This window comes from Mesorhizobium sp. LNHC209A00 (assembly GCF_000502915.1).
Lineage (GTDB): Bacteria > Pseudomonadota > Alphaproteobacteria > Rhizobiales > Rhizobiaceae > Mesorhizobium.
In genome coordinates, this window is the sequence record NZ_AYWT01000003.1 from 812139 (window position 1) to 836822 (window position 24684).

The window sequence follows — 24684 nt, forward strand, 5'->3', positions numbered from 1 at the left end:
CCGGCCGCCCCACGGCGTTGCCGCCGGCATCAACCGTCGCGCAGCCAGACCAGCATCTCGCCGGGCTCGCGGTTGTCCCAGGCGAAATAGGGGATGGCGGTCAGGCGGGTCTCGACCTTGGCCGGTGGCTCGGAGCGATAAAGGCCGTCCTGCCAGCCATCCCCGGCATCGGCTTGCGCCGTGGCTGAAAGCGTCACCACGCCGCCCAGCAAGTCCGGTTCGTCATGCGTCTCGATGCCGGCCGTGCGCGGCAGGGTCAGGCGATGCAGGCGATTGTCATTGTCGGTCGCCTCGACGCAGTAGATCAGCGGTCCGCGCGACAGCGCGACGCGGCCGGCATCCTGCCGGACCGCGGGATTGGCATAGAGCCGTTCGATCGGCATTTCGAGATCGAGCCTGACACGGTCGCCCTTGTTCCATTGGCGCCGGATCGCGGCGTAGCCGTCACTGGTCAAATCCTCGAGGTCGACCGTCTCGCCATTGATCTCGAGCTTGGCCTTGGAGCTCCAAGCCGGCACACGCAGGTGCAGCGTGAACTCTACCGGCGCCTGCGGCTCGACCGTGATCTCGACGGCACCATCCCAGGGATAGCGGCTCGCCTGCACCAGCGTCACCGGTGTGCCTGCAATGTCGAAGCGGGCGGTGGAATCGCCATAGAGATGAACCGCCAGCGCGTCGTCCGCCAGGCTGTAGAAATAACTGCCGATGGAGGCGACCATGCGGCCGATATTGGGCGGGCAGCAAGGGCAGCGGTGCCATTTCCAGCGGTTGTGCTTGCCCCGGCTTTCCAGCGGGTTCTCGTAGAAGAACAGCGAACCGTCGAGCGACAGGCCCGAGATCGAGCCGTTGTAGAGCGCGCGCTCCATCATGTCGGCGTAGCGGGCGTTCGGACCCATGCCGAGCATGCGGCTCGCCCAGAACACCAGCCCGACAGATGCACAGGTCTCGGCATAGGCGGTTTCGTTGGGCAGGTCGTAGTCGCTGGTGAAGCCCTCATTGTGCGCCGAGGGCCCGAGCCCGCCGGTGATGTAGAGGTTTTTGGTGGTGAGGTCGTCCCACAGCCGGTCGAGCGCCACCCGCAGCGTGTCGTCGCCATATTCGGTCGCGATGTCGGCCATCCCTGAATAAAGATACATGGCCCGCACCGCGTGGCCGACGACCTTGTCCTGCTCGCGCACCGGGACGTGCGACTGGCTGTATTCGTAGGTCTTGAAATGATAGGCCCTCGGGTCGGCGCCACGGGCGCGTGCCTCCTCGTCGAAATAGTGCGGCTGCTGGCCGCGCTGGTCGATGAAGTATTTGGCCAGTTCCATGTACTTTTGTTCGCCCGTCACTCGCGCCAGCTTGACCAACGCCAGCTCGATCTCCTCATGGCCGCAATAGCCTTTTTTCTTGCCGGGCTCGGGCCCCAGCACCGAAGCGATGTGATCGGCGTAGCGGCACATGATGTCGAGCAGCTTGCGCTTACCCGTCGCCTGGTAGTAGGCGACCGCGCCCTCAATGAGGTGGCCGGCGCAATAAAGCTCGTGGCAGTCGCGCAGATTGGTCCAGCGCTTGCCCGGCTGGATGCGCTGGTACCAGCTGGAGAGATAGCCGTCCTCCTGCTGCAGCCTGCCATACATGTCGATGACGGCGTCGATCTTCTTCTCCAGTTCGGGATTCTTGCGCCGGTAGAGCGAATAGGCCGCGGTCTCGATTGTCTTGCCGAGGTCGGAATCCCAAAACATCTGCGTGGTCACCGTCGAGCCGGTGAAGCCGGCGGAGGCCGCCTCGTCGGGCGAGGGCGAGTGGAACGGAATGACGACGCCCGGCGAGGGGCGGTCCGGATCGATCTGCTCCAGCATGCGCGCCGCCACGCAGCGTTCGTAAAGGATGTCGGCGGTGCGTGTGGCAACCGCCTCGGCGCGGTCGCCCCAGAAGCCGCGCACGTCGACCTGCGGCACCGGCAGCGGGCGGAAGGCGAGTTTGGGCTGGAACGCTTTGGCAGGCCTGGCGGATGGCGATGCAGTCATGAACTTTCTCCATTCGGTCGATTACTTGACGGCCCCGGCCATCAGGCCGCGGATGTAGAAGCGCTGCAAAGCCAGGAACAGGATCAGACACGGCACCATCATCACGGTGACGCCCGCCTGCACCGCGCCCCAGTCGATGGCGCCAAAGCGGCCGGACTGAAGTGCGGTCATCATCACCGGCAGCGTGAACTTGGACTGGTCGGTCATCAGCACCAGGGCGGCGAGGAATTCGTTCCAGGCGCCGAGGAAGGCAAACAGCGCGATGGTGACGACACCAGGCCAGACCAGCGGCAGCATCACCTTGACGAGCATTGTGGCGTTGCCGGCGCCGTCCATGCGCGCGGCCTCCTCGATCTCACGCGGCACCGCGTCGAAGGCATTGCGCATCATGAAGATCGAGAACGGCAGCTGCAGCGTCACATAGACGCCGACCAGGCCGGTCAGCGTGTTGTGCAGGCCAAGCTTGGTCAGCACCAGGAAAATCGGCGTCAGGATCGACTGGAACGGGATCATGATCGTCGACAGGATGAGGACGAAGAACAAGTCCTTGAACGGGAACCGAAACCGCGAAAAACCGTAGCCGGCGAGTACGCTGACGATGACCGACAGTATGACCGTCATCACCGAGACGTAGATGCTGTTCTGCGCCGAGGCCCACAGGCCGTCGCCGAAACTGTTCAGCGTTTGATAGTTCTCCAGCGAGAAGCCCGTCGTCGGCCAGGGCGGCAGCGGCGGCAGGCGCGCCTCCTGCGCCGGCTTGAAGGCCGACAGCACCGTCCACACGATCGGCGCCACGAACAGCACCGAGGCGACGATGCCGGTGGAATGCCTGCCCAAGCGCGTGACAAGCTTGCCTGTGCCCGATATCGCCTGCGCCATCAGTCGAGCCCCTCGGGTTTGCGCAGCAGCCAGAGCTGGACGAGGCTGAGCGCCACCAGGATGACCAGCAGCACCATCGAGAGTGCCGCGCCATAGCCGAGCTTGAACGACACGAAGGACTGGTTGAAGATCCAGTACACCGCCGTCAGCGTCTGGTTGCGCGGGCCGCCGCGCAGGATGATGTAGAATTGGTCGAAGGCAAGGATGGAGCCCGCGACCGACAGGATCAGCGCCAGCGCCAGGGTGCGGCGCATCAGCGGCAAGGTGATCGCCCGGAACCGCGCGAACGGCCCGGCGCCATCGATGACGGCGGCCTCTTGCAGGTCCTGCGGAATCGACTGCAGGCCGGTCATCAGGATGATCATGGTGAAGCCGGCGACCTTCCACACCACCATGGCGATGATCGACCAGAAGGCCGGTTGGAAGGTGGCGAGCAGGTTGTACTTCTTGTCGATCAGGCCGAGATCGTAGGCGGCGGGGCTGAACAGGCCGGAATCGACGTTGAGCAGCCACGACCACAAAAGGCTCGCCGAGGCAAAGCCGACCACCGCCGGCATGAAGAACATGGTGCGGTAGAGGTTGGTGAACGGGCGCGGCCGCTCGATGAAGATCGCCAGCGGAAAGGCGACGGCGAAGATCGCGATGGTTACGATCAGCGTGTAGTACCCGGTGAATCTCAGCGCGTTCCAGAACCTGGTGTCGCGCAGGATTGCCCAGTAATTGCCGAGCCCGATGAAGGAGTGCTCGCCCATCAGCGGCCAGTTGTGCAGCGACATCCAGGCCGTCATGCCGAGCGGGATGACGAAGAACAGCATGACCAGCGCCACGGCCGGCGCGACATAGAGCAGGCCAATCCATTGCCGGCGCCCGGCGCCGACGCGTTTGCGGACGCGGGCAGTGGTTGCGGTAATGGTGGTCATGGCTGGCCGCCCGATGCTGTTAGGGCATTGGCCAAGTACCCCCTCACTGGAATTGCCAACCGAATTGCAAAGGGCAATTCGGGGCAATCCGACCTCTCCCCTAGGGGAGAGGAGAGAGCTAGCCATAGCGGCAGCCTCTTCTCAACAGCGGGGAGAAGGTGGCCGCGTAGCGGCCGGATGAGGAGGTCTTGTCTCAAAGCGATGGCCCTGACGTTAGTGATGCGAATTTCCGGCCGCCCGCCCAGGGAGACAGGCGGGCGGNCTTGTCTCAAAGCGATGGCCCTGACGTTAGTGATGCGAATTTCCGGCCGCCCGCCCAGGGAGACAGGCGGGCGGCCGGCAGGCGGCCAGCCTACTTCCGCGGCGCCTGATCGATGATCGACTGCATGGTCTCTTGGGCGTTTGCTATCGCGCCATCGACGTCGTCGCCGAAGAACACCTCGTTGATCATCTGCGTCCACGGGCCGTTGGCGGAGTTGATCAGGTCGTTGAACACCACCGAATACGGCGTCTTGCCCTTGGCCATCGCCTCGGCGGCAATCTGGTAGCGCGGGTCGAGCTCCTTCAGCGCGTCCTTGGCGATGTCGCCGCGCACCGGCAGGCTGCCGTATTTGGCGAGAATCGTCTGGCCTTCGAGCGAATAGGCGAAGTCCAGGAACTCCTTCACCACGGCGAGCTTCTTGGTGCCCTTGGTGACAACGAAATTGTCGCCGCCGGCAAAGGACGACCAGTTGCCATCCTTGCCTGGCAGGAAGGTGACGCCGTAATCGACATCAGGATATTGCGTATTGAGCGCGCCGATGGCGAAGGCGCCGGAGGGCGAGATCCCGATATTGCCGGCGGCGAAGGCGGCGAAGAAATTGGCGCCGGTGTCGGTCTGCGCGCCCGCCGGAACCAAATCCTTCTTGACCATCGAGCGGTAGAGATCGATGGCGCCGCGCAGTTGCGGGCTGTCCAGCGTCGCCTTTGAGCCGTCCTCCGACAGGATATCGCCGCCCGAGGCCCAGATCAGCGGCGTGAATGTGAAGATGTTGCAGCCGCCGCAATTGCCGGAGAAGTAGAAGCCCTTGATGTTGCCGCCAAGCGCGTTGACCTTCTCGGCGTCGGCTTCGATCTCGGCCCAGTTGGCCGGGCCTTTTTCAGGGTCGAGGCCTGCCTGCTTGAACAGCTTCTTGTTCCAGATCAGCACCGAGGCGTCGGCCGAGAAGGGCAGGCCGTAAATGCGGTCCTTGTAGGTGCCGGTCTTCACATGAGCGGGCGACAGGCTGGCGAAATAGGGGAGCGACTTTGCCCAGTCGGTGATGTCCTCCAACTGGCCGGCGGCGGCGAAGGAGGGCGTGTAGATCAGGTCGAGCGACAGCGCGTCGGGCGCCGTGCCGCCGGCTGCGGCCGCGCCATATTTCGGGATGATCTCGGCATTGGGGATGATGTCGAGCTTGACCTGGTCCTTGTTCGCCTTGTTGAAGGCGTCGACGATCCTCGGCATGAAGTTCGAGCCGTCAGCACGTACCCAGATGTTGGCGGTTTCGGCGGCGGCAAATTGCAGGCCGCAACCCAGAACGGCAGCCGTCAACGTCAATTTGGTCAGGGCCAGTCTGGTCAGCGTCAGTCTGGTCAGCGTCAGTCTGGTCAGGGTCAGTTTGGCAATCAAAGTCCTCATGTTCTCCTCCTCCTCATTTGGCCGCGATGCGCGGCTTGCCGCCGATTGCGGCGCTTCGTTTTTCAGCCGCCTTTGTCAGCCATCGGGCAGGCGGCCGCAGGACTGCCGCACCACCAGCCGGCACGGCAGTTTTCTGATGCCCGGCGCGGCGGACTTGCCGCCGACCAGGGAAAGCAGGGTCAGCCCGGCCTCGCGGCCGAGTGCTGTCAGGTTCATGTCGACCGAGGTCAGCGGCGGGCGGGTCGCCTCGGCCACGATCTCCCAATTGTCGAAGCCGATGACGCCGACATCGCCGGGAACGCTCAAGCCACGCTCGCGCAGAGCATCGATGACGCCCCGCGCGATCTGGTCGTTGCCGCAGAAGACGGCGTCCGGCTTTTCCTCCCCGTCATCGAAAAGGATCGTCACCGCCTCATGCCCCCAGGCTTCCGACCAGGCGCCAAGCAACGGCTCGCTCATCGGCAGGCCGTTTTCGATCAGCGCGGCGCGATAGGCCTGCGCCCGTTCATGCACCACGGCAAAGCTGGCCGGGCCGGTGACATGCGCGATGCGTTTGCGGCCGAGCCGGCAGAAATGCTCGACGGCCAGCCGCGCCCCGCCGGCATCGTCGGAAACGAAGGCGACGGCGTCGGGATCGGGCTGGGTGAAGGCGTAGATGACCGGGATGCGCAAATTGGCGAGATCGATCGGCAGATGACGGTCGATGCGCTTGCCGGTGGCGATGATGCCGTCGACGCGCTTGTCGAGCATGGCCTCGACATGGAGCTGGCCGAGGCGGGGATCCTCCTCGACATTGCACAGGAATACCGAGACACCGGCATCGACCAGCGCATCCGAAATGCCCGACATCAGCGGCAGCGAGAAACGGCCATAGGTGTCGTTGGTGAGCAGGCCGACAGTAAAGGAGCGGCGCCTCAGCAGGCTCTGCGCCAGGCTGTTGGGCCGGAAGCCCAGGCTGCGCGCCGTCTCTCGAATGCGTTCGCGGGTCTCGGCGGTCATGCGCCCCTGATCGTTGAGCGCCTTGGATGCGGTGGCAACGCTGACGCCGGCCTGCGCGGCCACGTCACGCAAAGTGACGGGTTTGGGAAAGACCGAAACTGGCTGATCGTCCGATGCCATCGCGGCAAAAATCCTTGGTTGGGAAAAGGTTTTCTCTTACCGCCCGGAATAGAGCCGGCCAACGGCCGAACCCGATCGGGAATGTCTGGAAAAACCTTTTCTCAACTCGAGGCTAGTCCACATCAATGGCCGGTTCAAGAGAAAAGTTACTACTGCTGGCGAGATCGGATTTGTGAGCGAGCCGCGGCCATCGGAGCCGGTTCACAAGTGGCCGTGCGCCAGTTGAAACTCCGGTATCTCCCGGGCCGAACCGCAACGGGCGCCGATTTGGCATGCAGCGAGTTCGCTAAAGGGTGCTATGGAGGGGCTGGGCAAGTTCGCCGAGCCAACTCCCGACATTCGAGGTCAACTTCGTGCGTGAACCGTCGCCGCTGCCCGTCTTTGGAAAACTTGGCGCCAAGGCACCCGCCGCCCTGGTGGCCGCACCGGCCGTGTCGGCGCGTAGCGCGGCACGCCTGCGGGAGATGCTGACCGCGCATGGCGGCATGGCGCTGAAGCTTTCGGTTGTCGCCTGGACGGTAGCGGTCCTGGGCATGGTCTTCTTCGTGTTGCGAGGCTGAGCCACACCGCATGGCCAATCATGCACCGCGCATGGACTTGCCCCAAGGCTGGGCCATCATCGATGTCTTGACCGGTCAGCCTGCAGTACTCAGGCAAAGGGTGATGGTCGGCATGAACCCGAAAAATGCCGATATGGTGTCGATCAGATGAGTGTCCGAGACGTCAAGTGCCGGGAGAGGGCTGAGTGTAAGTCCTGCCCCGTCTCATCGCCTTGACGCATTCATGGACTGAAGATCGCTTCGCGCTTTATCTGGATTTGCGGCTGCGTCTCAGCCGAAATCATCCGATGTCAGGACATACAGGCTCTTGCGGGTGCGGCCGTAGGCCTTGGCGGCGACGTCGTGGATAGTGGAACTCGACCGGTCGAAGGCGGCAAGATAGCCGGCCTCGTCGGCGGCGGTGTCCGGCTGCATCCTGGCCATTGCGTCGGCGGCCACGGAGAAGGAAATCTGGAGCATGCCGTCATGGCCAACGAAGCGAATGCGTTTGCCGGCCACGTCATAGCTGCGGCTGCGGTTGGGGAATGTCAGGCTCATGTCTTGACCCCCGTTGCCGCAGCCTTCTTCACCACCCGCTTCTTTTTCGGCGTCGGGTTCAGTGCTTCCGTCACGCGATCGGCTTCTTCCTTGGCCAACCGCAATTCCCTTAGCCTCGCCGTCTTGATCTCCCTGGCCCTCGCCTCGGACATGTATTCGGCGGTTGCCTTGTTGCGTTCCGCGGTTTTCTTCTGCTTGTCGACAAAGCGGGCTTCAGCTTTTTGCATGATCGTCTGATTGCCGTCGGCCATTGAAGAAATCTCCTTGCGCATGAAATCGTGAAAGCGAACTTGTCCGATAAATAGGCGCTCGACCGGAAAAATTCAATTTTCGAAAATATTTGGCTGACTTCGGATATCAGGAAACCGGGTGCGAAACTAATACTTCCAACATTTAATTCCGTCCCCCGATAAATTTTGGCACTCCTATCTATCGAGTGCCAAACCGCCTATAGAGAGGGCGCGGCCGCCTATGCCGGCCGCAGAAAGAAGTTCCCATGAAGTTCCGTCCACTCCACGACCGCGTCGTCGTCCGGCGCGCCGAAGGCGACACCAAATCCAAGGGCGGCATCATCATTCCCGACAATGCCAAGGAAAAGCCTGCGGAAGGCGAAGTCATTGCCGTCGGCCCAGGGGCACGCGACGAAAACGGCGCGCTCGTTCCGCTCGACGTCAAGGCCGGCGATTTGATCTTATTCGGCAAATGGTCGGGCACCGAGGTCAAGATCGACGGCGAAGACCTGCTGATCATGAAGGAAGCCGACATTATGGGCGTCATCGAAAGGGCTGTCGAAGCCAAGAAGGCCGCCTGACTGGAGCGCCGCGCGTTCGGCGCGGCGGCTGGCCCCCCTCAAACTCGATTGGATAAAAAATCATGTCTGCCAAGGAAATCAAATTCTCCACCGATGCGCGTGACCGCATGCTGCGCGGCGTCGAAATCCTCACCAATGCGGTGAAGGTGACGCTGGGTCCCAAGGGCCGCAACGTCATCATCGACAAGGCTTACGGCGCTCCGCGCATCACCAAGGATGGCGTCACCGTCGCCAAGGAAATCGAGCTTGCCGACAAGTTCGAAAACATGGGCGCGCAGATGGTGCGCGAAGTGGCCTCGAAGACCAACGACCTTGCCGGTGACGGCACCACGACAGCCACGGTGCTGGCCGCTTCGATCCTGCGCGAAGGCGCCAAGCTGGTCGCCGCCGGCATGAACCCGATGGACCTGAAGCGCGGCATCGACCAGGCCGTTGCCGCCGTCGTCGGGGAAATCAAGGCGAAGGCCAAGAAGGTCAAGTCGTCGGCCGAGATCGCGCAGGTCGGCACCATCGCCGCGAATGGCGACGCCAGCGTCGGCGAAATGATCGCCAAGGCAATGAACAAGGTCGGCAATGACGGCGTCATCACGGTTGAGGAAGCCAAGACCGCCGAGACCGAACTCGACGTCGTCGAAGGCATGCAGTTCGACCGCGGCTATCTCTCGCCCTACTTCGTCACCAATGCAGACAAGATGCGCGCCGAGCTCGAGGATCCCTATATCCTCATCCACGAGAAAAAACTCGGCAATCTCCAGGCGATGCTGCCGATCCTCGAAGCGGTGGTGCAGGGCGGCAGGCCGCTGCTGATCATTTCAGAGGACGTCGAAGGCGAGGCGCTGGCCACGCTGGTCGTGAACAAGCTGCGCGGCGGCCTCAAGGTCGCGGCCGTCAAGGCGCCGGGCTTCGGCGATCGCCGCAAGGCGATGCTGGAAGACATCGCGGTGCTCACATCGGGCCAGATGATTTCCGAGGATCTCGGCATCAAGCTCGAAAACGTCACCATCGAGATGCTCGGCCGCGCCAAGCGCGTGCTGATCGAGAAGGACACCACCACGATCATCGACGGCGCCGGCACCAAGGCGACGATCCAGGCGCGCGTCGCCCAGATCAAGGGCCAGATCGAGGAGACCACCTCGGACTACGACAAGGAAAAGCTGCAGGAGCGGCTGGCCAAGCTGTCGGGCGGCGTTGCCGTCATCCGCGTCGGCGGCGTCACCGAGTCGGAAGTGAAGGAAAAGAAGGACCGCATCGACGACGCGCTGAACGCGACGCGCGCTGCGGTCGAGGAAGGCATCGTGCCAGGCGGCGGAGTGGCCCTGCTTCGTGCCCGGTCGGCGCTATCGGGCCTGAACGGCGCCAATGCGGATGTCACCGCCGGCATCTCCATCGTGCTTCGCGCGCTTGAGGCGCCGATCCGCCAGATCGCCGAGAATTCCGGCGTGGAGGGCTCAGTGGTCGTCGGCAAGCTCGCCGACAGCAAGGACCACAATCAGGGCTTCGACGCTCAGAACGAGACCTATGTCGACATGATCAAGGCCGGCATCGTCGACCCGGCGAAGGTGGTGCGCACCGCATTGCAGGATGCCGGCTCGATCGCGGCCTTGCTGATCACCGCCGAAGCGATGATCACCGACATCCCGCCGAAGGATGCGGCGCCGGCGGGTGGTGGTGGCGGCATGGGCGGTTACTAGGGCGGCAGCTGGAAGGGCAGCCAGGTCTCGCGAGGTTGGCGCAATGGAGCGCTGCCTTGCGTGAGCATCCGGCGGCTGTCCTGATCTTGCGGCTTTCGCTGTGGTTGGGATTCACGGTAGACTGTTTCGGTGGGCCGTTGGTGCGGAGCTAACTCATCGACGGAACCGCGATTCCCAGTTTGGAGACAAGTCATGTTCGCGGCCCAGGCCATTGATATCTCAGACAAGGCCGCGTTCTACCGCGGCCTTGTCAAGCAATTGAAGGCTCTGCTCGAGGGCGAGCACGATTCGATCGCCAACGCCGCCAACACCGCGGCGCTTATCTTCCAGATGGTGCCCGACCTCAACTGGGCCGGCTTCTATTTCCTGGCATCGGACGAGGAGTTGGTGCTGGGCCCCTTCCAGGGCAAGCCGGCCTGCGTGCGCATCGCCGTCGGCCAGGGCGTATGCGGCACGGCGGTCGAGCTCGGCACCTCGATGCTGATCAAGGACGTGCATGATTTCCCCGGCCACATCGCCTGCGACGCCGCCTCGCGCTCCGAGCTGGTCGTGCTGCTCGAGGACGAGGAGGGCGTTTTCGGCGTGCTCGATCTCGACAGCCCGCTGCCCGGCCGCTTCGACAGTGCCGACCAGGCCGGCATCGAGGCGCTGGCGGCGATCTATGTCGCGGCGAGCTCGTTCCAGGACTAGTTAGCCCGAGACCTTCACCAGCATCAGGCTGAAGCCGCCGATGAACAGGAAGGCGCAGAAGGCGAGCGCCAGCGGGCGCAGGCCGCGCGAGCGCAGTTGCGAAATGTCTGCCTGCAGTCCCATGGCGGCCAGCCCCATGGTGAGCATGATGGTGGTGGCCAGCACCACCGCCTGCTTCACTTCGGCTGGTATCATGACCAGGCTGTTCAACGCCACGACGGCGACAAAGGCGGCGACGAACCATGGCATGGGCGGGCGTGCAGCTGCCTGGTCGCTGCTCCCGCGGCGTGCCATCAGGCCGAGCGCGACGACCATCGGCGCCAGCATGGCGACACGGGTCAGCTTGGCGACGGTGGCGATCTCGCCTGACTGGGGGCCGTTCTGGAAACCGGCGCCGATGACCTGCGCCACCTCATGGATGGAGGCGCCGGCCCACAGTCCGAAGGCGTGCTGGTCGAGGCCGAGCAGTGGCGCCAGCACCGGGAAGCCGAGCATGGCGACGGTGCCGAACAAGGTGATCGAGGCGACGGCATAGGTGACGTCCTCGTCGCGCGCATTGGTGACGATGTTGGTGGCGACGATCGCCGAGGCACCGCAGATCGAGGTGCCGGCGGCGATCAACTGCATCAGCTTGGCGTCGACGCCGATCAGCCTGCCGAGCGTGATGGTGAAGACGAAGGTGGCGCCAAGGGTCAGCGCGACGATGCCGACGCCGCCGGCGCCGATCGAGACCACCTGGCCAAGCGTCAGCTGGAAACCGAGCAGCACGATGGCGAAGCGCAGCAGGCGCTTTTGCGAAAAGCCTATGCCGGCCTTGGCGTGCACCGGTGTGCCGAGCACGTTGGAATAGATCATGCCGGCGACGACGGCCAGGATCATCGGGCTGAACAAGGCGAAACCGGACACATTGCGGGCCGAGAAGGCAACGGCCGTGATCATCGCCACCAGCACGATGCCGGGAATGACGCCGTTCCCCAGGGAATCGAGGCGCTTGCGGCGCTGGGCCAGATTCGCGGAAATCGGGCCTTTCGGAATACCGTTCGCGATGTAGGTCTGGGAAGACAATGCAATTCTCCGTGCGAGTACCACGGAGAAATGTCATTCCAAGACTAATCTTTCCAACGAATTATTTTCGTTAGAACGATCGATTTTTACGAACGGTCTTAGGCACGCTTCGAAAAGCTGACAAAAGGGGCCGGCCTACAGCTGCGCTTCGATCGCCGCCTTGTCGATCACCGACCAGACGTGCCTGATCCTGTCGTCGAGAAACTCGTAGAAGACGTTCTCACTGAAGGACACTTTCCTGCCGTTGACGGGCAGGCCGAGGAAAGTTTCCTTCGGCGTGCAGTTGAATTGAAGGCGGCTGGCTATGAACGGCGCATCGGCGATCAGCAGCTGGATGTCGAAATAGAGATCGGGAATTGCGCGAAAATCCCGCTCCAGCATGTCTCGGTAACCCGGCAGGCCGACCCGGTCGCCATTGTAGTGCACCTCCTGGTGTACGAAGCGGTCCAGGCTCCGCCAGTCCTGGGCGTTGAGGCAGGCGATGTAGCCACGATAGTTCTTGGCAAGATCTTCATCGGTCATCGCAGGCTCTCCGTGCTTTGGCCAACCGCATGTCTTCCACGACTGTTCCGGACGGCGAGAAATGTTTGTTCGGGGAAGACATAGAGCGGCGATGCCGGAATGCGAGTGCGGCGGCATCAGGGAAGGACTTCGAATTCCGGTCCGCCGATCACCTCGTCGATCCCTCGTGGGTCGACGTGCTCGCTGTCCACCGAGGCTTCGAGCTGCGACAAGGGTGCTTCAAGGATCCAGGTGACGCCGTGGCTGTCATATTCGAGAACGCCGGTGCCGCTTACCGCTGCTGGAGCGACGCGCTGGAGCACAACGGTGCCGAAACCGCCATGGCCGATGTTCTGCACCTGAGGACCATCGCGCTCTTTCCAGATCAGCTGGAACCGTTTCAGGTCGCCTGCCTTGCTCACCTTCCATTGCACCGATATCGTTCCCTCGGCGGCCGAAAGTACGCCATATTTGGCGGAATTGGTCGCCAGTTCATGAAACGCGATGCCGAGATACTGAACGGCATTGGGGCTCAGCGTCAGGGAAGGGCCAGCCATGGAAATCCGTTCCTCGTTGCCGAACGGTTTGGCTTGTGCAAGGAGCAGCTCGAAAATCGTCGCGCCTCGCCAGTCGCCGGACACCAGCAGGTCGTGCGAGAGCGACAGTGCCATGATGCGCTCGCGCACCTGGCGTTCGAACTCCGCCGGTGTCGAGGACCTCTTGCTGGTCTCGCGGATCATAGAGATGATGACGGAATACTGGTTCTTGACCCGATGGTTGACCTCGCGCATCAGCATGCGGATGCGATATTCGCTCTCCTTGGCTGTCGAGATGTCGCGGGCGATCTTGGAGGCGCCGATGATCTGGCCGACAGCATTGCGTACGGGCGAGATCGTCAGGGATACGGGCACCAGGCTGCCGTCCTTGCGACGGCGGATGGTCTCGTAGGTCTCGACCCGCTCGCCTTTGCGGATGCGCTCCAGTATGCGCGGCTCCTCGTCCAGATGGTCATCGGGTATCAGCATCGTCACGGATCTGCCGACCGCTTCGTCGGTGGTGTAGCCGAACAGGCGTTGGGCGCCTGAGTTCCAGCTCTTGATGACGCCGTTCAAATCCTTGCTGACGATTGCATCGAAGGAGGATTCCACGATGGCCGACAGATGATGCCTGGCCTCGTCGGCAAGATGCCGGTCGGTGAGGTCGAACAGCATGTTGACGGCGCCGACCAGCCTGCCCTGATCGTCATCGAGCGGGGTGGGATAGGGAAGGAAGGGCACGCGCGTGCCGTCGGGACGCTGCGAGATGGCCGACTGATTTCTGATCGGCCGGTTCTCCCGCAACGCAACGGCCATCGGGCATTGGTCGTGCGGCAACACCTGCCCGTCGGTCGTGAACAGCTTGTGCGTCACGCACCACTGGTCTTTTCCGAGCTCGGGCTCGCGCCCGGCAAAATCAGCCGCGGCCCGGTTGAAATAGGTGATCCTGCCATCGCTATCGGTCGTGTAGATGGCGACGGGAAGATTATCGAGGATTTGATGGGATAGATCGAGCGTCGAGCTGTTCGACAGGTCCGTCATGCGCAAGGTTCCATTTAACCACCGTGAACGTCGTCGGGTTGAAACGGTTCCGCTGGACCTGTGGGCTAGCCGCGATAGCGCAGCGCATCGACCAGAAGCGTAAAGGCGGGCGTCGCCTGGCGGCGGCTGGGATAGTAGAGGTGGTAGCCGGGAAACGGAGGGCACCAATCGGCCATTAGCCGCAACAATCGGCCATCGGCGAGATGCGCCGTCACTTGGTCCTCCGGAAGATAGGCGAGGCCGACGCCGGCCAACACGGCATTCATGCGCAGCCCCGCCGTGTTGAAGATCAACTGGCCGTCGACGCGCACCTTCAGTTCGCGTCCGGCCTTCTCGAATTCCCAGGCGTAGAGCCCGCCATGGGTCGGCAGGCGCAGTTTGATGCAATTGTGATCGGTCAGGTCCTGCGGCGTGCGCGGCTTCGGCCGTCTGGCGAAGTAGGCCGGCGAGCCGACCACCGCCATGCGCATGTCGGGACCGATCCGCACCGCGATCATGTCGCGCGCCACCTGTTCGCCCAGCCGTACGCCGGCGTCGTAACGCCCGGCCACGATGTCGGTCAGGCCGTAGTCGACGACGATCTCGACCCGGATGTCGGGATATTGCGGCAACAGCCGGGCGATGGCCGGCCACAGGACCGTGTCGGCCGAATGTTCGCCGGCGGTGATGCGGATGGTCCCGGCGGGCTTTTCTCGCAATGCGCTCAAGGCGGCGAGCTCACTCTCGATCTCATCAAGCCTCGGTCCGACGGTGCGGGCCAGGCGTTCGCCGGCTTCGGTCGGCGAGACACTGCGCGTCGTGCGGGTCAATAGCCGCACGCCCAGCCGCTCTTCCAAGCTCCGCAAGGCATGGCTGAGCGCCGATTGGGATACGCCAAGCTTGGCCGCCGCCCTGGTGAAGCTCTTCTCGCGCGCGACGGCGAGGAAGGCGGTCAACTCATTCAGATTGTCGCGTGGCATTGATGAATTTATCTCATAAGTACATGCCGGATATAGCAGCTACTCCTGACTATCGCAGCCCCTAAATAGATCGCCATCGGCCGAACACGCCGGCGCTCCTGGCCTAGCGGCCATGTCCCGGCATCACGAAAGGACGGAAACGTGGAGATCACACGAAGCGGCTCGCAGCACTCGGCGAAGGGGCCCGCCGAATATTTCACCGGCGCGGTGCGCATCGATGCACCCTTCAAGGGCAGCGACCCGGCCCGCGTCGGCGGGGCCACCGTGACCTTCGAGCCCGGCTCGCGCACGGCCTGGCACACGCACCCGCTCGGCCAGACGCTTATCGTTCTGTCTGGCGCCGGTCTGGTGCAATGCGAAGGCGGGCCGATCCAACAGATCCGTCCCGGCGACATCATCTGGTTCGCGCCCGGAGAAAAGCATTGGCATGGGGCGTCGCCGACAACGGCGATGAGCCATATCGCCATTGCCGAAGCGCTCGACGGCAAGGTCGTCGACTGGATGGAGCATGTCACCGACGAACAATACGGGATTTGACCGACCAGGCCCCGTCCTCACCGATGACAAAGAAGGAGACCCTGATGACCCATGCCCCAGCGCTTCCCAAAAGCCCTTTCTCCGACATCGCTCCAGCACTCGGCACCTATACCGACGAGGTGCTTTTCGGCGACGTCTGGAAACGCTTCGGCCTCTCGCCGCGCGACCGCGGCCTCGTCACCGTCGCCAGCCTGGTCTCGGGATACCGGATCAACGAGATGCCGTTCCACATGAAGCGGGCGCTCGAGAATGGCGTCACCCCGGATGAGCTCATCGAGGCCATCACGCATCTTGCGTTCCATGCTGGATGGCCGCCGGCAAGCACTGCGATCGGCATCGCCCGCAAGGTCTTCGAACAGGCCGACGCCGAGAAGAAGGGACACTGACGATGCAAAAGCGCACACTTGGAAACAGCGGCCTCGAAGTCTCGGCCATCGGGCTGGGCTGCATGGGCATGAGCCAGTCATATGGGCAGCCGATGGCGACACCGGATGCAGTCCGTCTGATCCGGGCGGCATTCGAGCGCGGTGTCACCTTCTTCGACACGGCGGAGGTCTACGGACCGTTCAGGAACGAAGAGGTCGTCGGCGAGGCGTTGCGGCCAATCCGCGACCAGGTGGTGATCGCCACCAAATTCGGCATCGACATCGCCGGTGCGGCCGGGCACCAGGGCATGGACAGCCGGCCGCAGCATATTCGCGACGTCATCGAGGCCTCTCTCAAACGGCTGAGGACGGACTACATCGATCTTCTCTACCAGCATCGGGTCGATCCGGTCGTGCCGATCGAAGAGGTGGCTGGCGTGGTGAAGGACTTGATCAGCCAAGGCAAGGTGAAGCATTTCGGCCTCTCCGAAGCGGGCGTGCGCACCATCCGCCGCGCTCATGCGGTGCAGCCGGTCGCCGCGCTTCAAAGCGAATATTCGCTCTGGTGGCGTGAACCGGAGGAGGCGATCCTGCCGGTCCTCGAGGAACTGGGAATCGGCTTCGTGCCTTTCAGCCCGCTGGGCAAAGGTTTCCTTACCGGCGCGATCAACGCCAGGACGACGTTCGACGCCAACGATTTCCGTAACAGCGTTCCGCGGTTCACGGAGGAAGCCCGCCAGGCAAACCAGGCACTGGTCGACGCCATCGTCGCGATCGCGGCCGACAAGAACGCGACATCGGCACAGGTCGCTCTTGCCTGGCTGCTGGCGCGGAAGCCCTGGATCGTTCCGATCCCAGGCACGACCAAGCTAAACCGCCTTGAGGAAAACATCGGATCTCTTGCCGTTGCACTGACCGCTGAGGATCTTCGCAATATCGAGAACGCGGTCTCGGCGATTGCCGTTCAGGGAGAACGATACTCTCCGCAACAGGCGGCGAGGATCGATCGCTGAGGGTCGCTGAATCAGGTCCGGCAGCCCGGCGACCGATGCCTTCGGTGTCTTGACGCGGGACCGTTGCTGCTCCAGCTTGCCGCCATGTTCGTTCCCGCGCCCCTCGTCACCAAGCGACGCCGCTCCCGCCCAGCACGAAGCGGCACGCTGATTGCGCGACGACAAAGGCCGGCAAGATAAATCCGGTTCGTTCGTTTTCAGCCCCGCCCGCGACCACAGCCGGCGGGGTTTTTCCATGCCTGGAGCACTGTCATGGCCATCAAGTCCACCATCCGGTTTCGGCCGGCCGAAACCGCCGATGCCGCCACCATCCGCAACATCGTGCGTGCCGCCTATGCCAAATGGGTGCCGGTGATCGGGCGCGAGCCGCTGCCGATGCGTGCCGATTACGACAAGGCCGTCGCCGAGCATCCATTCGAACTCGCTGTCGAGGACGGCCGCATTGTCGGCATGATCGAGACCACGCTGGCCGACGATCACCTGTGGATCGAGAATGTCTGCGTCGCGCCGGAGGCGCAGGGCAGGGGCATCGGCCGGCTGCTGCTGGAGCGTGCGGAAACCAAAGCGCGCGAGGCAGGCCGCCCGGAGCTTCGCCTGTTGACCAATGGCGCCTTCGAAGCCAACGTGTCGCTCTACAAGCGGCACGGCTATACAATCGACCGGGAAGAGCCGTTCATGAATGGCGTGACGGTTTATATGAGCAAGAGGTTGGCATGACGATCGGAGCGCGACGATGGCTGCCAGGATAACGCTGAAGCAACTGTCCGGGCTCTATGCGATTTCGCGGCTCCAAGCCGCTGACGGCATCCCCGGCTGGGCGGACGGACCAGGTTTCGTCAGCATCACCAGGACCGACGACGAACTCTCGATCACCTGCCTTCAAGACCGCGTGCCGGATGCCGTCAAGCATGACCGCGATTGGGTCGCCTTCAAATTGCAGGGGCCGTTTGCGTTCGACGAAACCGGCATCGTGCTGTCCGTCATCAGGCCGCTGTCGGAAAACGGGCTGGGCATCTTCCTGGTATCGACCTTCGATGGCGACCACCTGCTGGTGAAAGCGTCAGACGAGCCCGCGGCAAGAGGCTTGCTGGGCGAAGCCGGGCATACGCTGCTATAGTCCGCTCATCGCTGGTCCAGCCCTTTTGCTCAACGAGTGGCGCGCTGGCTCAACCACTGGCGCGCTGGCTCAACCACCTCGGGGGTTGCGTTTGACACCGCCGTTTGTGCATCGTTATTTCTAGCCAGATATCACGGCCTGACCGGCCATGCGGCACCCCAAGGAGAGACCATGTCACACGATCTGCAGTTCTACATCGATGGCGCGTGGGTCGATCCTGTCGTGCCCAGCACGCTCGACGTCATCGATCCATCGAACGAGGACGCTTTCGCGCGGATTTCGCTCGGCTCCAGGGCCGATGTCGACAAGGCAGTGGCCGCCGCCAAGCGCGCCTTCAACACATATGGCTTCACCGCGGTCGAGGAGCGCCTCGACATTCTCAACCGCGTCATCGAGGTCTACAAGAAGCGCAGCAAGGACCTGGCGATCGCCGTGTCGCGCGAGATGGGCGCGCCGCGCCAGATGGCGCTCGACAGCCAGGTCGGCATAGGCTTGGCGCATCTGGCCAAGATGGCCGAGACGCTGAAGAATTTCCAGTTTCGCCATGTCAAGGGCAACCATCTCGTGGTCAAGGAGCCGATCGGCGTCGTCGGCCTGATCACGCCGTGGAACTGGCCGCTGAACCAGATCACCTGCAAGGTCGGTCCGGCACTCGCCGCCGGCTGCACCATGGTCCTGAAGCCGTCGGAGATCGCGCCGCTCGACGCCATCATCTTCGCCGAGATCATCGACGAGGCCGGCGTGCCGAAGGGCGTGTTCAACCTGGTCAACGGCGACGGCCCTGGCGTCGGCCAGGCGCTGTCCAGCCATCCCGACATCGACATGATGTCGTTCACCGGTTCGACCCGGGCAGGCATATTGGTGGCCAAGGCGGCCGCCGACACCGTCAAGCGCGTGCATCAGGAGCTTGGCGGCAAGTCGGCAAACATTCTGTTCCCGGATGTCGACCTCGCCACCGCCGTCAGCAAGGGCGTCGCCGGCTGCTTCAGCAACAGCGGCCAGTCCTGCAACGCGCCGACGCGCATGTTCGTGCCGCGCGACCGCCACGACGAGGCCGCGGGATATGCCAGGACGGCGGCGGAAAAATTCACGGTCGGTCCGGCCGACAGCGCCAACACCAAGCTCGGCCCCGTCGTCAGCCAGGTCCAGTACGACAAGATCCAGGACCTGATCCAGAGCGGCATCGACGAGGGTGCCACGCTGGTCGCCGGCGGCCCTGGCCGCCCGGCCGAACTCAATCGCGGCTACTATGTCAGGCCGACCGTGTTCGCCGACGTCACCCACGACATGCGCATCGCGCGCGAGGAGGTTTTCGGGCCCGTGCTGGCGATCCTGCCCTACGACACGGTCGAGCAGGCTGTCGAGCAGGCCAACGACACCGTCTACGGCCTTGCCTCCTATATCCAGGCCAAGGACCTGCAGAAAGCGCGCGAGGTCGCGGCGCGCATGCGCTCGGGCAATGTCTACATCAACTATCCCCAATGGGACGCCGGCCTGCCCTTCGGCGGCTACAAGCAGTCGGGCAACGGCCGCGAATACGCCGAATACGGGCTCGAGGACTTCCTCGAGATCAAGGGCATCGCGGGCTATGAGGCGGCGGAGTAGTGCAGGACTTCGGGCCGGCGCAACGCCGGCCCGGTCAGAAGGGACAGTCCCCGCCATAGAGCGCTATTTCAGCGGCAGAAACAATTCGCAGACCACATCAGGCACCGGCACGCTCGGGAACATCGAAAAGTGCCGTTGGCAATAGATCGGGAAGTCACGCGCTTCCTGGCCGCTGGCGGGAAGCCAGTCGCGATAAAGGTAGAGCGCGGCCGGCTCCAGATTGTTGGTATTGTGGACGACGCGCAAAACGGCGCAACGTCCGCCGGGGATCACACCAGCCTTCATCTGCTCGTCATCGGCGTCGATCGGCAGGCCAGTCCCGACACACAGGTCCATGCTGTAATCGGCTGGGTTGGCGGGAATCCTCTCGGAACGGAAAACGTTGAAGGTCGGGCTCGTCTCCGGTGACAGGCCGGCGGCCTTGCGCCAGGCGATGAACCGCTGGATGGTGTCGCCGAGTGTGGCCCGGTCGCCTCGATGTTCCATGATCGCTACCGGCGTCGGGGGCACATCGCGGATAGTCACGTCGTCGTGGTCATAGGTAATGTGCATGAGCTTGCTCCTCGCATTGTCCATAGGCCCGAAGGCCGCAAGCCACGGTGCCCAGTCGGGCGACTTCCGGAACGATGAAGGAGACTGCCCGAACCGTTGCCGAAAGGCGCGGGCGAAGGCGTCCGGTGCATCGTAACCGGCATCCATTGCTATATCCGTGACGCTTTCGGCATCCCTGAAGGCCAGCCGGTATGAAGCGCGCTTCATGCGGGCAAGCTGGACATAACGATGCACGGACAGCCCGAAGGTTGCCGTGAACTGCCGGTGGAAATGGTATTTGGAGAATGCCGCGATGCCGCTCAAAGCGTCCAGGTCCAGATTGCCGTTCAAATGCTGGTCGATATGATCCAACACTCTCTGCATCCGGGCATGGTAGTTTTGAAGCGCCGCCTTCATCTTCCGTCCTCCGTGGCAGCACCAGCTAAAGCGTACGCGGACATGACGCGCTCGACCGATCTTGCGGTTTGTCACGGGTCGCGGAACCGGGCCAAGGACCGTCTAGGGGCACGCCCGACCTTAGTTGGAAATCCAACCACCGGGGAGATTCGACTGTACTTATATTGTTCGGACCACTAATCCGCCATCAGTGCGGTCTTCACCAGCAACGGCGCCTCGCCTTGCCAATTGGCATATACGTGCTATATATCTGCCATTAGCGAGTCTAGACATGCAGCTTCAAGCCATCACCGCCACACCGGCCACGGTCGGCTCAGCCATTTCGGATGAAGAGGCAGGCGCCTTGGCGCGTACCACGGTCAATCTGTTCAAGGCCTGGAATCTCACCGACTTCGAGGCCTGCGTCCTGCTCGGCGGCATTTCGGCGCGCACCTGGGCGCGGTGGAAGGAGGGCGGCATCGGCCGGATCGACCGCGACCTGCGCACCCGCATGGCGCATCTGATGGGCATCCACAAGGGGCTTCGCTACCTCTTCACCGAGCCGGCGCGCGGCTATGCCTGGATCCGCAAGCCCAATGCCACCTTCGGCGGGCAGTCGGCGCTCGACCTGATGCTGCGCGGCGACCTTTCCGATCTGGCGGCGATGCGCGAATGGCTCGACGCGGAGCGTGGTGCATGGTGAGTGGGCTCGCGGTCCGGCGCCGCGTCCACTGGCCCCAGACCTATCGCATCATCCGCTCCATCCATCCGCCGATCGATCTCTTCGAAGACATCGCCGATCCGCGCGACTGGGACGCGCTCGCCGCCGTCGAGGAGAAGACCAACCCCCGCATCCGGCTGGAGCTTGGCGATCTCGGCAAGGTGCCGGCCGCAAGGCGGGTTTCCGGTCCCGGCGCCAGTTTCGTCATGGCGCCTTTCGTGCATTGTTCCCTACTTCGGCCCGGCCGTTTTTCGGACGGCAGCTACGGCATCTACTATGCCGGCGACAGCGAGGACGTGGCGCTGGCCGAAACCATCCACCATCACCAGAAATTCATGCGCGCCACCAAGGAGGCGCCCGGCTGGACGGCCGATTTCCGCGTGCTGATCGGCAGCGTCGATCGCGACCTCGACGACGTCAACGCCGTGCCCGGCGTGCGCGATCCCGACGACTACACGGCGTCGCAGGCGGAAGGGCGGGCGCTCAGGGCCGCCGGCAGCGACGGGCTGGTGTGGAACAGCGTGCGCATGCCCGATGGGGAGTGCATCGGCATCTTCTGGCCCGACGTCATCGGTGTCCCTGTTCAAGGCCGCCACTACAGTTACCACTGGGACGGCGGCCGCGTCGATTTCGTGCGCCAGCACGACACGGGCAAGGTGCTGGAAGTCGTGTGAGCGAAGGCCGCTGCGGCGACCAGTCCCAAGCCTTTACCTGATCGACAGGTTCACACCAGCGCCGCCGCCAGCAATTTCGCCTGCGGCGTCAGCGCCTCGAAGTTTCGGGCGCACAAATTGAGCTGGCGCGTGGCCCAGTCGTCGCCGAGCCGCAGGCCGCGCAGCGCGCGGGCGGAACGGCGCGCGGCACTTTCTGGTACGATGGCGATGCCGGCCCCTTGCGAGACCAGCCGGCAGACATTGTCGAGGCCGGGCACGCGGATGCGGAAGTGCAGGTGGCCGCCGAGCCTGGCGGCCTGGCGGGATATATGCTCCTGCAGGGGGTGGCCGGCGCTCAAGCCGACAAAGGCTTCGCCCAGAATGTCGGCGAGGCTGACGGTATTTCCTTCGAGGCCGGGCTGGGTCCGCGCGGCGATCACCACGAGCCGGTCGACGAAGAACGGCTTCTGCTCGAGATGCGAAAGGCCGGCCCATGTGGCGGCGATGCCGAGATCGGCCGCACCGTTCGCCACCGCCTCGGCGATCTCATGGCTGGGGCGTTCGTCGAGGTCGATGTCGATGCCGGGATGCGCGGCCAGGAAGGCCGGCAGTGTGCCGCGCAGCAGCTCGCTGGTCGCCGCCGTATTAGCCATCAGCCGCACGCGGGCGCGCAGGCCCGTGGCATAGGCGCCGAGGTCGCCGGCCATGGCCTCGATCTGGTTCTGCACCGCGCGCGCATGGTGAAGCAGCGCCTGTCCGGCCGCCGTCGGCACCACGCCGCGCCGACGCCGCTCCAGGAGGGGCGCGCCGAGGCTTTCCTCCATGCCCTTGATGCGCGCGCTGGCCGAGGCCAGCGCCAGGCCGGCGAGTTCGGCCCCATGCGTGATGCTGCCGCGTTCGGCGACCAGCAGGAACAGCCGGAGGTCGGTGAGGTCGAAGCGCATTTTCCGCTCCTGAAAATCGTGTCGATGCCTGATCAGCCTTCGTTCAGGCCGAAGGCTGGCAGCACAACTTCCACATTGTGGGCAACCGACAAGTCGGTCAAATCAATTGCGATGGAGATCTCCGATGCGTGAAGAAACATCAGGTCCGCAGGGGCTCGGCCTTCTTGAAGGCGCGGCGCTCGTGCTGGCGCTCGCGGTGGCCTCGCTTGCCGTGGCGCAGGCGCGGCCTGGCCCGCGGGGATGCGCCGTGGCGGCGGCTTCCGTCAGCCGCGACGCCGGGACGGCACAAGCCAATCCGGATGCCGAGGCGACGGACATGCTGCTGCATGACTGAAGGAACCGGCGTGCCCCAAGGTCCATCCATGTCGAGCTTCCATCCATGCTAAGCATCGGGGCCATCGCCTTCATCGGCGCCGTCTTCCTCGCTGCCGGTCTCGTCAAGGGCGTGGTCGGCATGGGGCTGCCCACCGTGGCGATGGGCCTGCTGGCGGTGACCATGCCGCCGGCGCAGGCAGCCGCCCTGCTGTTGATCCCGTCGCTGGTCACCAATCTCTGGCAATTGTTCACCGGTCCATCCTTCGGCGGGCTCTTCAGGCGCCTTTGGACGATGATGGCCGGCGTTGTCATCGGCACCGTCGCCGGCGCGGGCCTGCTGACCGGCGCGCACACGATGATTGCCTCGGCAGCGCTTGGCGCCGCACTGGTGCTCTATGCCCTTCTCGGCATCGCCAAGGCCGGCTTCATCACGCCGGCGCGCCATGAGGCCTGGATATCGCCGCTGGTAGGCGTGGCGACCGGACTGGTCACGGGCGCCACCGGCGTGTTCGTCATTCCGGCGGTGCCTTACCTGCAATCGCTGCGGCTGCACAAAGAGGATCTCGTCCAGGCGCTCGGCCTGTCCTTCACTGTTTCGACCTTGGCTCTTGGCCTGGGGCTGTTCAGGGCCGGGGCGCTTATCTCGCCGACGGCGCATCTGACGGGATCGATCCTTGCCCTGGCGCCGGCGCTGGCCGGCATGTTCATCGGCCAGGCGCTGCGCCAGCGGATGAGCGTCGAGACCTTTCGCACGGTGTTCTTCGCCGGGCTGCTGGCGCTCGGGCTCTATCTCGCGCTGGACGCTGCGCTGTAAACACCGAGGCCAGGCCCGCCGCACGGCAGGATCAAGTCGTAGGCTTGCGTGTCTGCGTGACGGCCAGCCATACGGCCGAGACGAGAAAATAGAAGGCACCGAACGCGGCATAGGGCGCGATGTCGGTGATGCCAGGCGTCGCGGTGCCGATGGCCTGTTTGATGAAGAAGCCACCGGCAAGCGCTGACTGCGCACCGCTCAGCACCATCGCCCATTGCGCGCCTGCCCGCCAACGGCGCACGCCGGTGGCAAGCTGGAACAGGCCGGAGAGAACCGCCCACGCACCGAACACCGCCAGAACCGCGTGCGGGCCCTGTTCAAGTGCGATGACGACGGCAATGGCCGTGATCGTGCTGACCGCCGCGTTGAGCGCCTGGCTGGGATTGGCTTTCAAGCCGCCGCTGCGCAGCGCGTCCAGAATATTGGCGATAGCGTCCCACAAGGGATAGGCGACCAGGAGTAGCGCCGAGACCGGCGGCGCGCTTTTGCCAAGGGTGAAGGCGGCCGCTACCCAGGCGACTGAAAAGCCGGCCCGGAGGAAATAATAGGACTTCAGCCACTGCGATGCGGCGCCAGGCGCCTGGATGGTTTGAGTGCTCATTGGAATTCCCTGTTTCGTTGGTTGGACGGCGCTTTACCCGCTTGATCGATTTGGTATCACGTCCGCCGGTTTGGATGATTGGAACAGCCCG

Annotated in this window: 28 protein-coding genes; 14 read left to right on the plus strand and 14 right to left on the minus strand. The window is 63.8% G+C overall.

Annotated elements, in window-relative coordinates:
• Positions 1-29 precede the first annotated feature (29 nt).
• From X739_RS154590 to X739_RS154570, 5 genes are all read right to left on the minus strand, one after another.
• Positions 30-2012 (minus strand): glycoside hydrolase family 127 protein, encoded by a 1983-nt coding sequence (locus X739_RS154590; RefSeq protein ID WP_023794461.1) that lies wholly within the window; start codon positions 2010-2012, stop codon positions 30-32.
• A gap of 21 nt (positions 2013-2033) precedes the next feature.
• Positions 2034-2891: a carbohydrate ABC transporter permease gene (locus X739_RS154585; RefSeq protein ID WP_023794463.1), complete on the minus strand. Its 858-nt coding sequence runs from the start codon at positions 2889-2891 to the stop codon at positions 2034-2036.
• Positions 2891-3811 carry a sugar ABC transporter permease gene (locus X739_RS154580; protein ID WP_023773622.1) on the minus strand — a complete coding sequence of 307 codons (921 nt, stop codon included), beginning with the start codon at positions 3809-3811 and terminating at the stop codon, positions 2891-2893. The genes X739_RS154585 and X739_RS154580 overlap by 1 nt, the downstream gene beginning before the upstream one ends.
• Positions 3812-4163: 352 nt before the next feature.
• A complete protein-coding gene (locus X739_RS154575) occupies positions 4164-5471 on the minus strand; it encodes a sugar ABC transporter substrate-binding protein (protein WP_245273822.1) in 1308 nt (435 codons plus the stop codon).
• A 75-nt stretch (positions 5472-5546) separates the two neighbouring features.
• Positions 5547-6590: a LacI family DNA-binding transcriptional regulator gene (locus X739_RS154570; protein WP_023794468.1), complete on the minus strand. Its 1044-nt coding sequence runs from the start codon at positions 6588-6590 to the stop codon at positions 5547-5549.
• Positions 6591-6943: 353 nt separating this feature from the next.
• Between X739_RS154570 and X739_RS154565 the strand changes: the two genes are divergently transcribed.
• Positions 6944-7150 (plus strand): hypothetical protein, encoded by a 207-nt coding sequence (locus tag X739_RS154565; protein ID WP_023784873.1) that lies wholly within the window; start codon positions 6944-6946, stop codon positions 7148-7150.
• A 270-nt stretch (positions 7151-7420) separates the two neighbouring features.
• Here the strand turns inward: X739_RS154565 and X739_RS154560 are convergent, their stop codons facing one another.
• Positions 7421-7687, minus strand: coding sequence for a DUF1488 domain-containing protein (locus X739_RS154560; protein ID WP_023773626.1), 267 nt, complete (start codon positions 7685-7687; stop codon positions 7421-7423).
• Positions 7684-7938: a hypothetical protein gene (locus tag X739_RS154555; RefSeq protein ID WP_023773627.1), complete on the minus strand. Its 255-nt coding sequence runs from the start codon at positions 7936-7938 to the stop codon at positions 7684-7686. The genes X739_RS154560 and X739_RS154555 overlap by 4 nt, the downstream gene beginning before the upstream one ends.
• A 245-nt stretch (positions 7939-8183) precedes the next feature.
• Between X739_RS154555 and X739_RS154550 the strand changes: the two genes are divergently transcribed.
• From X739_RS154550 to X739_RS154540, 3 genes are all read left to right on the plus strand, one after another.
• The gene (locus X739_RS154550; RefSeq protein ID WP_023775361.1) at positions 8184-8498 is read left to right on the plus strand and encodes a co-chaperone GroES; all 315 of its coding nucleotides are present in this window, start codon (positions 8184-8186) and stop codon (positions 8496-8498) included.
• A gap of 62 nt (positions 8499-8560) precedes the next feature.
• On the plus strand, positions 8561-10189 hold the full coding sequence (gene groL / locus X739_RS154545) for a chaperonin GroEL (protein ID WP_023775362.1): 1629 nt from the start codon (positions 8561-8563) through the stop codon (positions 10187-10189).
• Positions 10190-10381: 192 nt separating this feature from the next.
• A complete protein-coding gene (locus X739_RS154540) occupies positions 10382-10879 on the plus strand; it encodes a GAF domain-containing protein (RefSeq protein ID WP_023775363.1) in 498 nt (165 codons plus the stop codon).
• On the opposite strand, the gene X739_RS154535 is transcribed toward X739_RS154540, so the two are convergent.
• The 4 genes from X739_RS154535 to X739_RS154520 all read right to left on the minus strand — a co-directional run bounded on the left by X739_RS154535 (position 10880) and on the right by X739_RS154520 (position 14981).
• Entirely contained in the window at positions 10880-11944 is a 1065-nt protein-coding gene (locus X739_RS154535) for a YeiH family protein (protein ID WP_023794472.1), read from the minus strand. It lies immediately after the preceding gene.
• Positions 11945-12079: 135 nt separating this feature from the next.
• On the minus strand, positions 12080-12466 hold the full coding sequence (locus tag X739_RS154530) for an ester cyclase (RefSeq protein WP_023775365.1): 387 nt from the start codon (positions 12464-12466) through the stop codon (positions 12080-12082).
• Between the two features lie 116 nt (positions 12467-12582).
• A complete protein-coding gene (locus tag X739_RS154525) occupies positions 12583-14022 on the minus strand; it encodes a PAS domain S-box protein (protein WP_023794475.1) in 1440 nt (479 codons plus the stop codon).
• Between the two features lie 65 nt (positions 14023-14087).
• Positions 14088-14981: a LysR family transcriptional regulator gene (locus X739_RS154520; protein WP_023775367.1), complete on the minus strand. Its 894-nt coding sequence runs from the start codon at positions 14979-14981 to the stop codon at positions 14088-14090.
• A gap of 141 nt (positions 14982-15122) precedes the next feature.
• Between X739_RS154520 and X739_RS154515 the strand changes: the two genes are divergently transcribed.
• The 6 genes from X739_RS154515 to X739_RS154490 all read left to right on the plus strand — a co-directional run bounded on the left by X739_RS154515 (position 15123) and on the right by X739_RS154490 (position 19618).
• Positions 15123-15518: a cupin domain-containing protein gene (locus X739_RS154515; RefSeq protein WP_023775368.1), complete on the plus strand. Its 396-nt coding sequence runs from the start codon at positions 15123-15125 to the stop codon at positions 15516-15518.
• A gap of 44 nt (positions 15519-15562) precedes the next feature.
• Positions 15563-15904 (plus strand): carboxymuconolactone decarboxylase family protein, encoded by a 342-nt coding sequence (locus tag X739_RS154510; protein ID WP_023794477.1) that lies wholly within the window; start codon positions 15563-15565, stop codon positions 15902-15904.
• 2 nt (positions 15905-15906) lie between these two features.
• Positions 15907-16896, plus strand: a complete 990-nt coding sequence (locus tag X739_RS154505; protein WP_023775370.1) for an aldo/keto reductase — start codon at positions 15907-15909, stop codon at positions 16894-16896.
• A 252-nt stretch (positions 16897-17148) separates the two neighbouring features.
• Positions 17149-17613 (plus strand): GNAT family N-acetyltransferase, encoded by a 465-nt coding sequence (locus tag X739_RS154500; RefSeq protein ID WP_023775371.1) that lies wholly within the window; start codon positions 17149-17151, stop codon positions 17611-17613.
• Between the two features lie 16 nt (positions 17614-17629).
• Positions 17630-18013, plus strand: a complete 384-nt coding sequence (locus tag X739_RS154495; protein WP_023775372.1) for an ACT domain-containing protein — start codon at positions 17630-17632, stop codon at positions 18011-18013.
• Between the two features lie 171 nt (positions 18014-18184).
• Complete coding sequence (locus X739_RS154490) at positions 18185-19618, plus strand: aldehyde dehydrogenase family protein (RefSeq protein ID WP_023775373.1); 1434 nt, start codon at positions 18185-18187, stop codon at positions 19616-19618.
• Between the two features lie 63 nt (positions 19619-19681).
• Here the strand turns inward: X739_RS154490 and X739_RS154485 are convergent, their stop codons facing one another.
• Positions 19682-20566 (minus strand): AraC family transcriptional regulator, encoded by an 885-nt coding sequence (locus tag X739_RS154485; RefSeq protein ID WP_023775374.1) that lies wholly within the window; start codon positions 20564-20566, stop codon positions 19682-19684.
• A gap of 271 nt (positions 20567-20837) precedes the next feature.
• Here X739_RS154485 and X739_RS154480 point away from each other — a divergent pair, with 271 nt between their 5' ends.
• Together X739_RS154480 and X739_RS154475 are read left to right on the plus strand one after the other, a co-directional pair.
• On the plus strand, positions 20838-21248 hold the full coding sequence (locus tag X739_RS154480) for an MbcA/ParS/Xre antitoxin family protein (RefSeq protein WP_023775375.1): 411 nt from the start codon (positions 20838-20840) through the stop codon (positions 21246-21248).
• Positions 21242-21940 carry an RES family NAD+ phosphorylase gene (locus X739_RS154475; RefSeq protein WP_023794481.1) on the plus strand — a complete coding sequence of 233 codons (699 nt, stop codon included), beginning with the start codon at positions 21242-21244 and terminating at the stop codon, positions 21938-21940. The genes X739_RS154480 and X739_RS154475 overlap by 7 nt, the downstream gene beginning before the upstream one ends.
• A gap of 50 nt (positions 21941-21990) precedes the next feature.
• On the opposite strand, the gene X739_RS154470 is transcribed toward X739_RS154475, so the two are convergent.
• On the minus strand, positions 21991-22863 hold the full coding sequence (locus X739_RS154470) for a LysR substrate-binding domain-containing protein (protein ID WP_023784862.1): 873 nt from the start codon (positions 22861-22863) through the stop codon (positions 21991-21993).
• A 124-nt stretch (positions 22864-22987) separates the two neighbouring features.
• Here X739_RS154470 and X739_RS154465 point away from each other — a divergent pair, with 124 nt between their 5' ends.
• Positions 22988-23197 (plus strand): hypothetical protein, encoded by a 210-nt coding sequence (locus X739_RS154465; protein WP_023794484.1) that lies wholly within the window; start codon positions 22988-22990, stop codon positions 23195-23197.
• A 45-nt stretch (positions 23198-23242) separates the two neighbouring features.
• Positions 23243-23992 carry a sulfite exporter TauE/SafE family protein gene (locus tag X739_RS154460; protein ID WP_023794486.1) on the plus strand — a complete coding sequence of 250 codons (750 nt, stop codon included), beginning with the start codon at positions 23243-23245 and terminating at the stop codon, positions 23990-23992.
• A 31-nt stretch (positions 23993-24023) separates the two neighbouring features.
• Here the strand turns inward: X739_RS154460 and X739_RS154455 are convergent, their stop codons facing one another.
• Positions 24024-24593, minus strand: a complete 570-nt coding sequence (locus X739_RS154455) for a DUF308 domain-containing protein (RefSeq protein WP_023794488.1) — start codon at positions 24591-24593, stop codon at positions 24024-24026.
• Positions 24594-24684 lie beyond the last annotated feature (91 nt).

Coding starts and splice junctions, on each gene's coding strand:
- X739_RS154590 (WP_023794461.1), bottom strand. CDS start 2,012: ATGACTGCATCGCCATCCGCCAGGCCTGCCAAAGCGTTCCAGCCCAAA.
- X739_RS154585 (WP_023794463.1), bottom strand. CDS start 2,891: ATGGCGCAGGCGATATCGGGCACAGGCAAGCTTGTCACGCGCTTGGGC.
- X739_RS154580 (WP_023773622.1), bottom strand. CDS start 3,811: ATGACCACCATTACCGCAACCACTGCCCGCGTCCGCAAACGCGTCGGC.
- X739_RS154575 (WP_245273822.1), bottom strand. CDS start 5,471: ATGAGGACTTTGATTGCCAAACTGACCCTGACCAGACTGACGCTGACC.
- X739_RS154570 (WP_023794468.1), bottom strand. CDS start 6,590: ATGGCATCGGACGATCAGCCAGTTTCGGTCTTTCCCAAACCCGTCACT.
- X739_RS154560 (WP_023773626.1), bottom strand. CDS start 7,687: ATGAGCCTGACATTCCCCAACCGCAGCCGCAGCTATGACGTGGCCGGC.
- X739_RS154555 (WP_023773627.1), bottom strand. CDS start 7,938: ATGGCCGACGGCAATCAGACGATCATGCAAAAAGCTGAAGCCCGCTTT.
- X739_RS154550 (WP_023775361.1), top strand. CDS start 8,184: ATGAAGTTCCGTCCACTCCACGACCGCGTCGTCGTCCGGCGCGCCGAA.
- groL (WP_023775362.1), top strand. CDS start 8,561: ATGTCTGCCAAGGAAATCAAATTCTCCACCGATGCGCGTGACCGCATG.
- X739_RS154540 (WP_023775363.1), top strand. CDS start 10,382: ATGTTCGCGGCCCAGGCCATTGATATCTCAGACAAGGCCGCGTTCTAC.
- X739_RS154530 (WP_023775365.1), bottom strand. CDS start 12,466: ATGACCGATGAAGATCTTGCCAAGAACTATCGTGGCTACATCGCCTGC.
- X739_RS154525 (WP_023794475.1), bottom strand. CDS start 14,022: ATGACGGACCTGTCGAACAGCTCGACGCTCGATCTATCCCATCAAATC.
- X739_RS154520 (WP_023775367.1), bottom strand. CDS start 14,981: ATGCCACGCGACAATCTGAATGAGTTGACCGCCTTCCTCGCCGTCGCG.
- X739_RS154510 (WP_023794477.1), top strand. CDS start 15,563: ATGACCCATGCCCCAGCGCTTCCCAAAAGCCCTTTCTCCGACATCGCT.
- X739_RS154505 (WP_023775370.1), top strand. CDS start 15,907: ATGCAAAAGCGCACACTTGGAAACAGCGGCCTCGAAGTCTCGGCCATC.
- X739_RS154500 (WP_023775371.1), top strand. CDS start 17,149: ATGGCCATCAAGTCCACCATCCGGTTTCGGCCGGCCGAAACCGCCGAT.
- X739_RS154495 (WP_023775372.1), top strand. CDS start 17,630: ATGGCTGCCAGGATAACGCTGAAGCAACTGTCCGGGCTCTATGCGATT.
- X739_RS154490 (WP_023775373.1), top strand. CDS start 18,185: ATGTCACACGATCTGCAGTTCTACATCGATGGCGCGTGGGTCGATCCT.
- X739_RS154485 (WP_023775374.1), bottom strand. CDS start 20,566: ATGAAGGCGGCGCTTCAAAACTACCATGCCCGGATGCAGAGAGTGTTG.
- X739_RS154480 (WP_023775375.1), top strand. CDS start 20,838: ATGCAGCTTCAAGCCATCACCGCCACACCGGCCACGGTCGGCTCAGCC.
- X739_RS154475 (WP_023794481.1), top strand. CDS start 21,242: ATGGTGAGTGGGCTCGCGGTCCGGCGCCGCGTCCACTGGCCCCAGACC.
- X739_RS154470 (WP_023784862.1), bottom strand. CDS start 22,863: ATGCGCTTCGACCTCACCGACCTCCGGCTGTTCCTGCTGGTCGCCGAA.
- X739_RS154465 (WP_023794484.1), top strand. CDS start 22,988: ATGCGTGAAGAAACATCAGGTCCGCAGGGGCTCGGCCTTCTTGAAGGC.
- X739_RS154460 (WP_023794486.1), top strand. CDS start 23,243: ATGCTAAGCATCGGGGCCATCGCCTTCATCGGCGCCGTCTTCCTCGCT.
- X739_RS154455 (WP_023794488.1), bottom strand. CDS start 24,593: ATGAGCACTCAAACCATCCAGGCGCCTGGCGCCGCATCGCAGTGGCTG.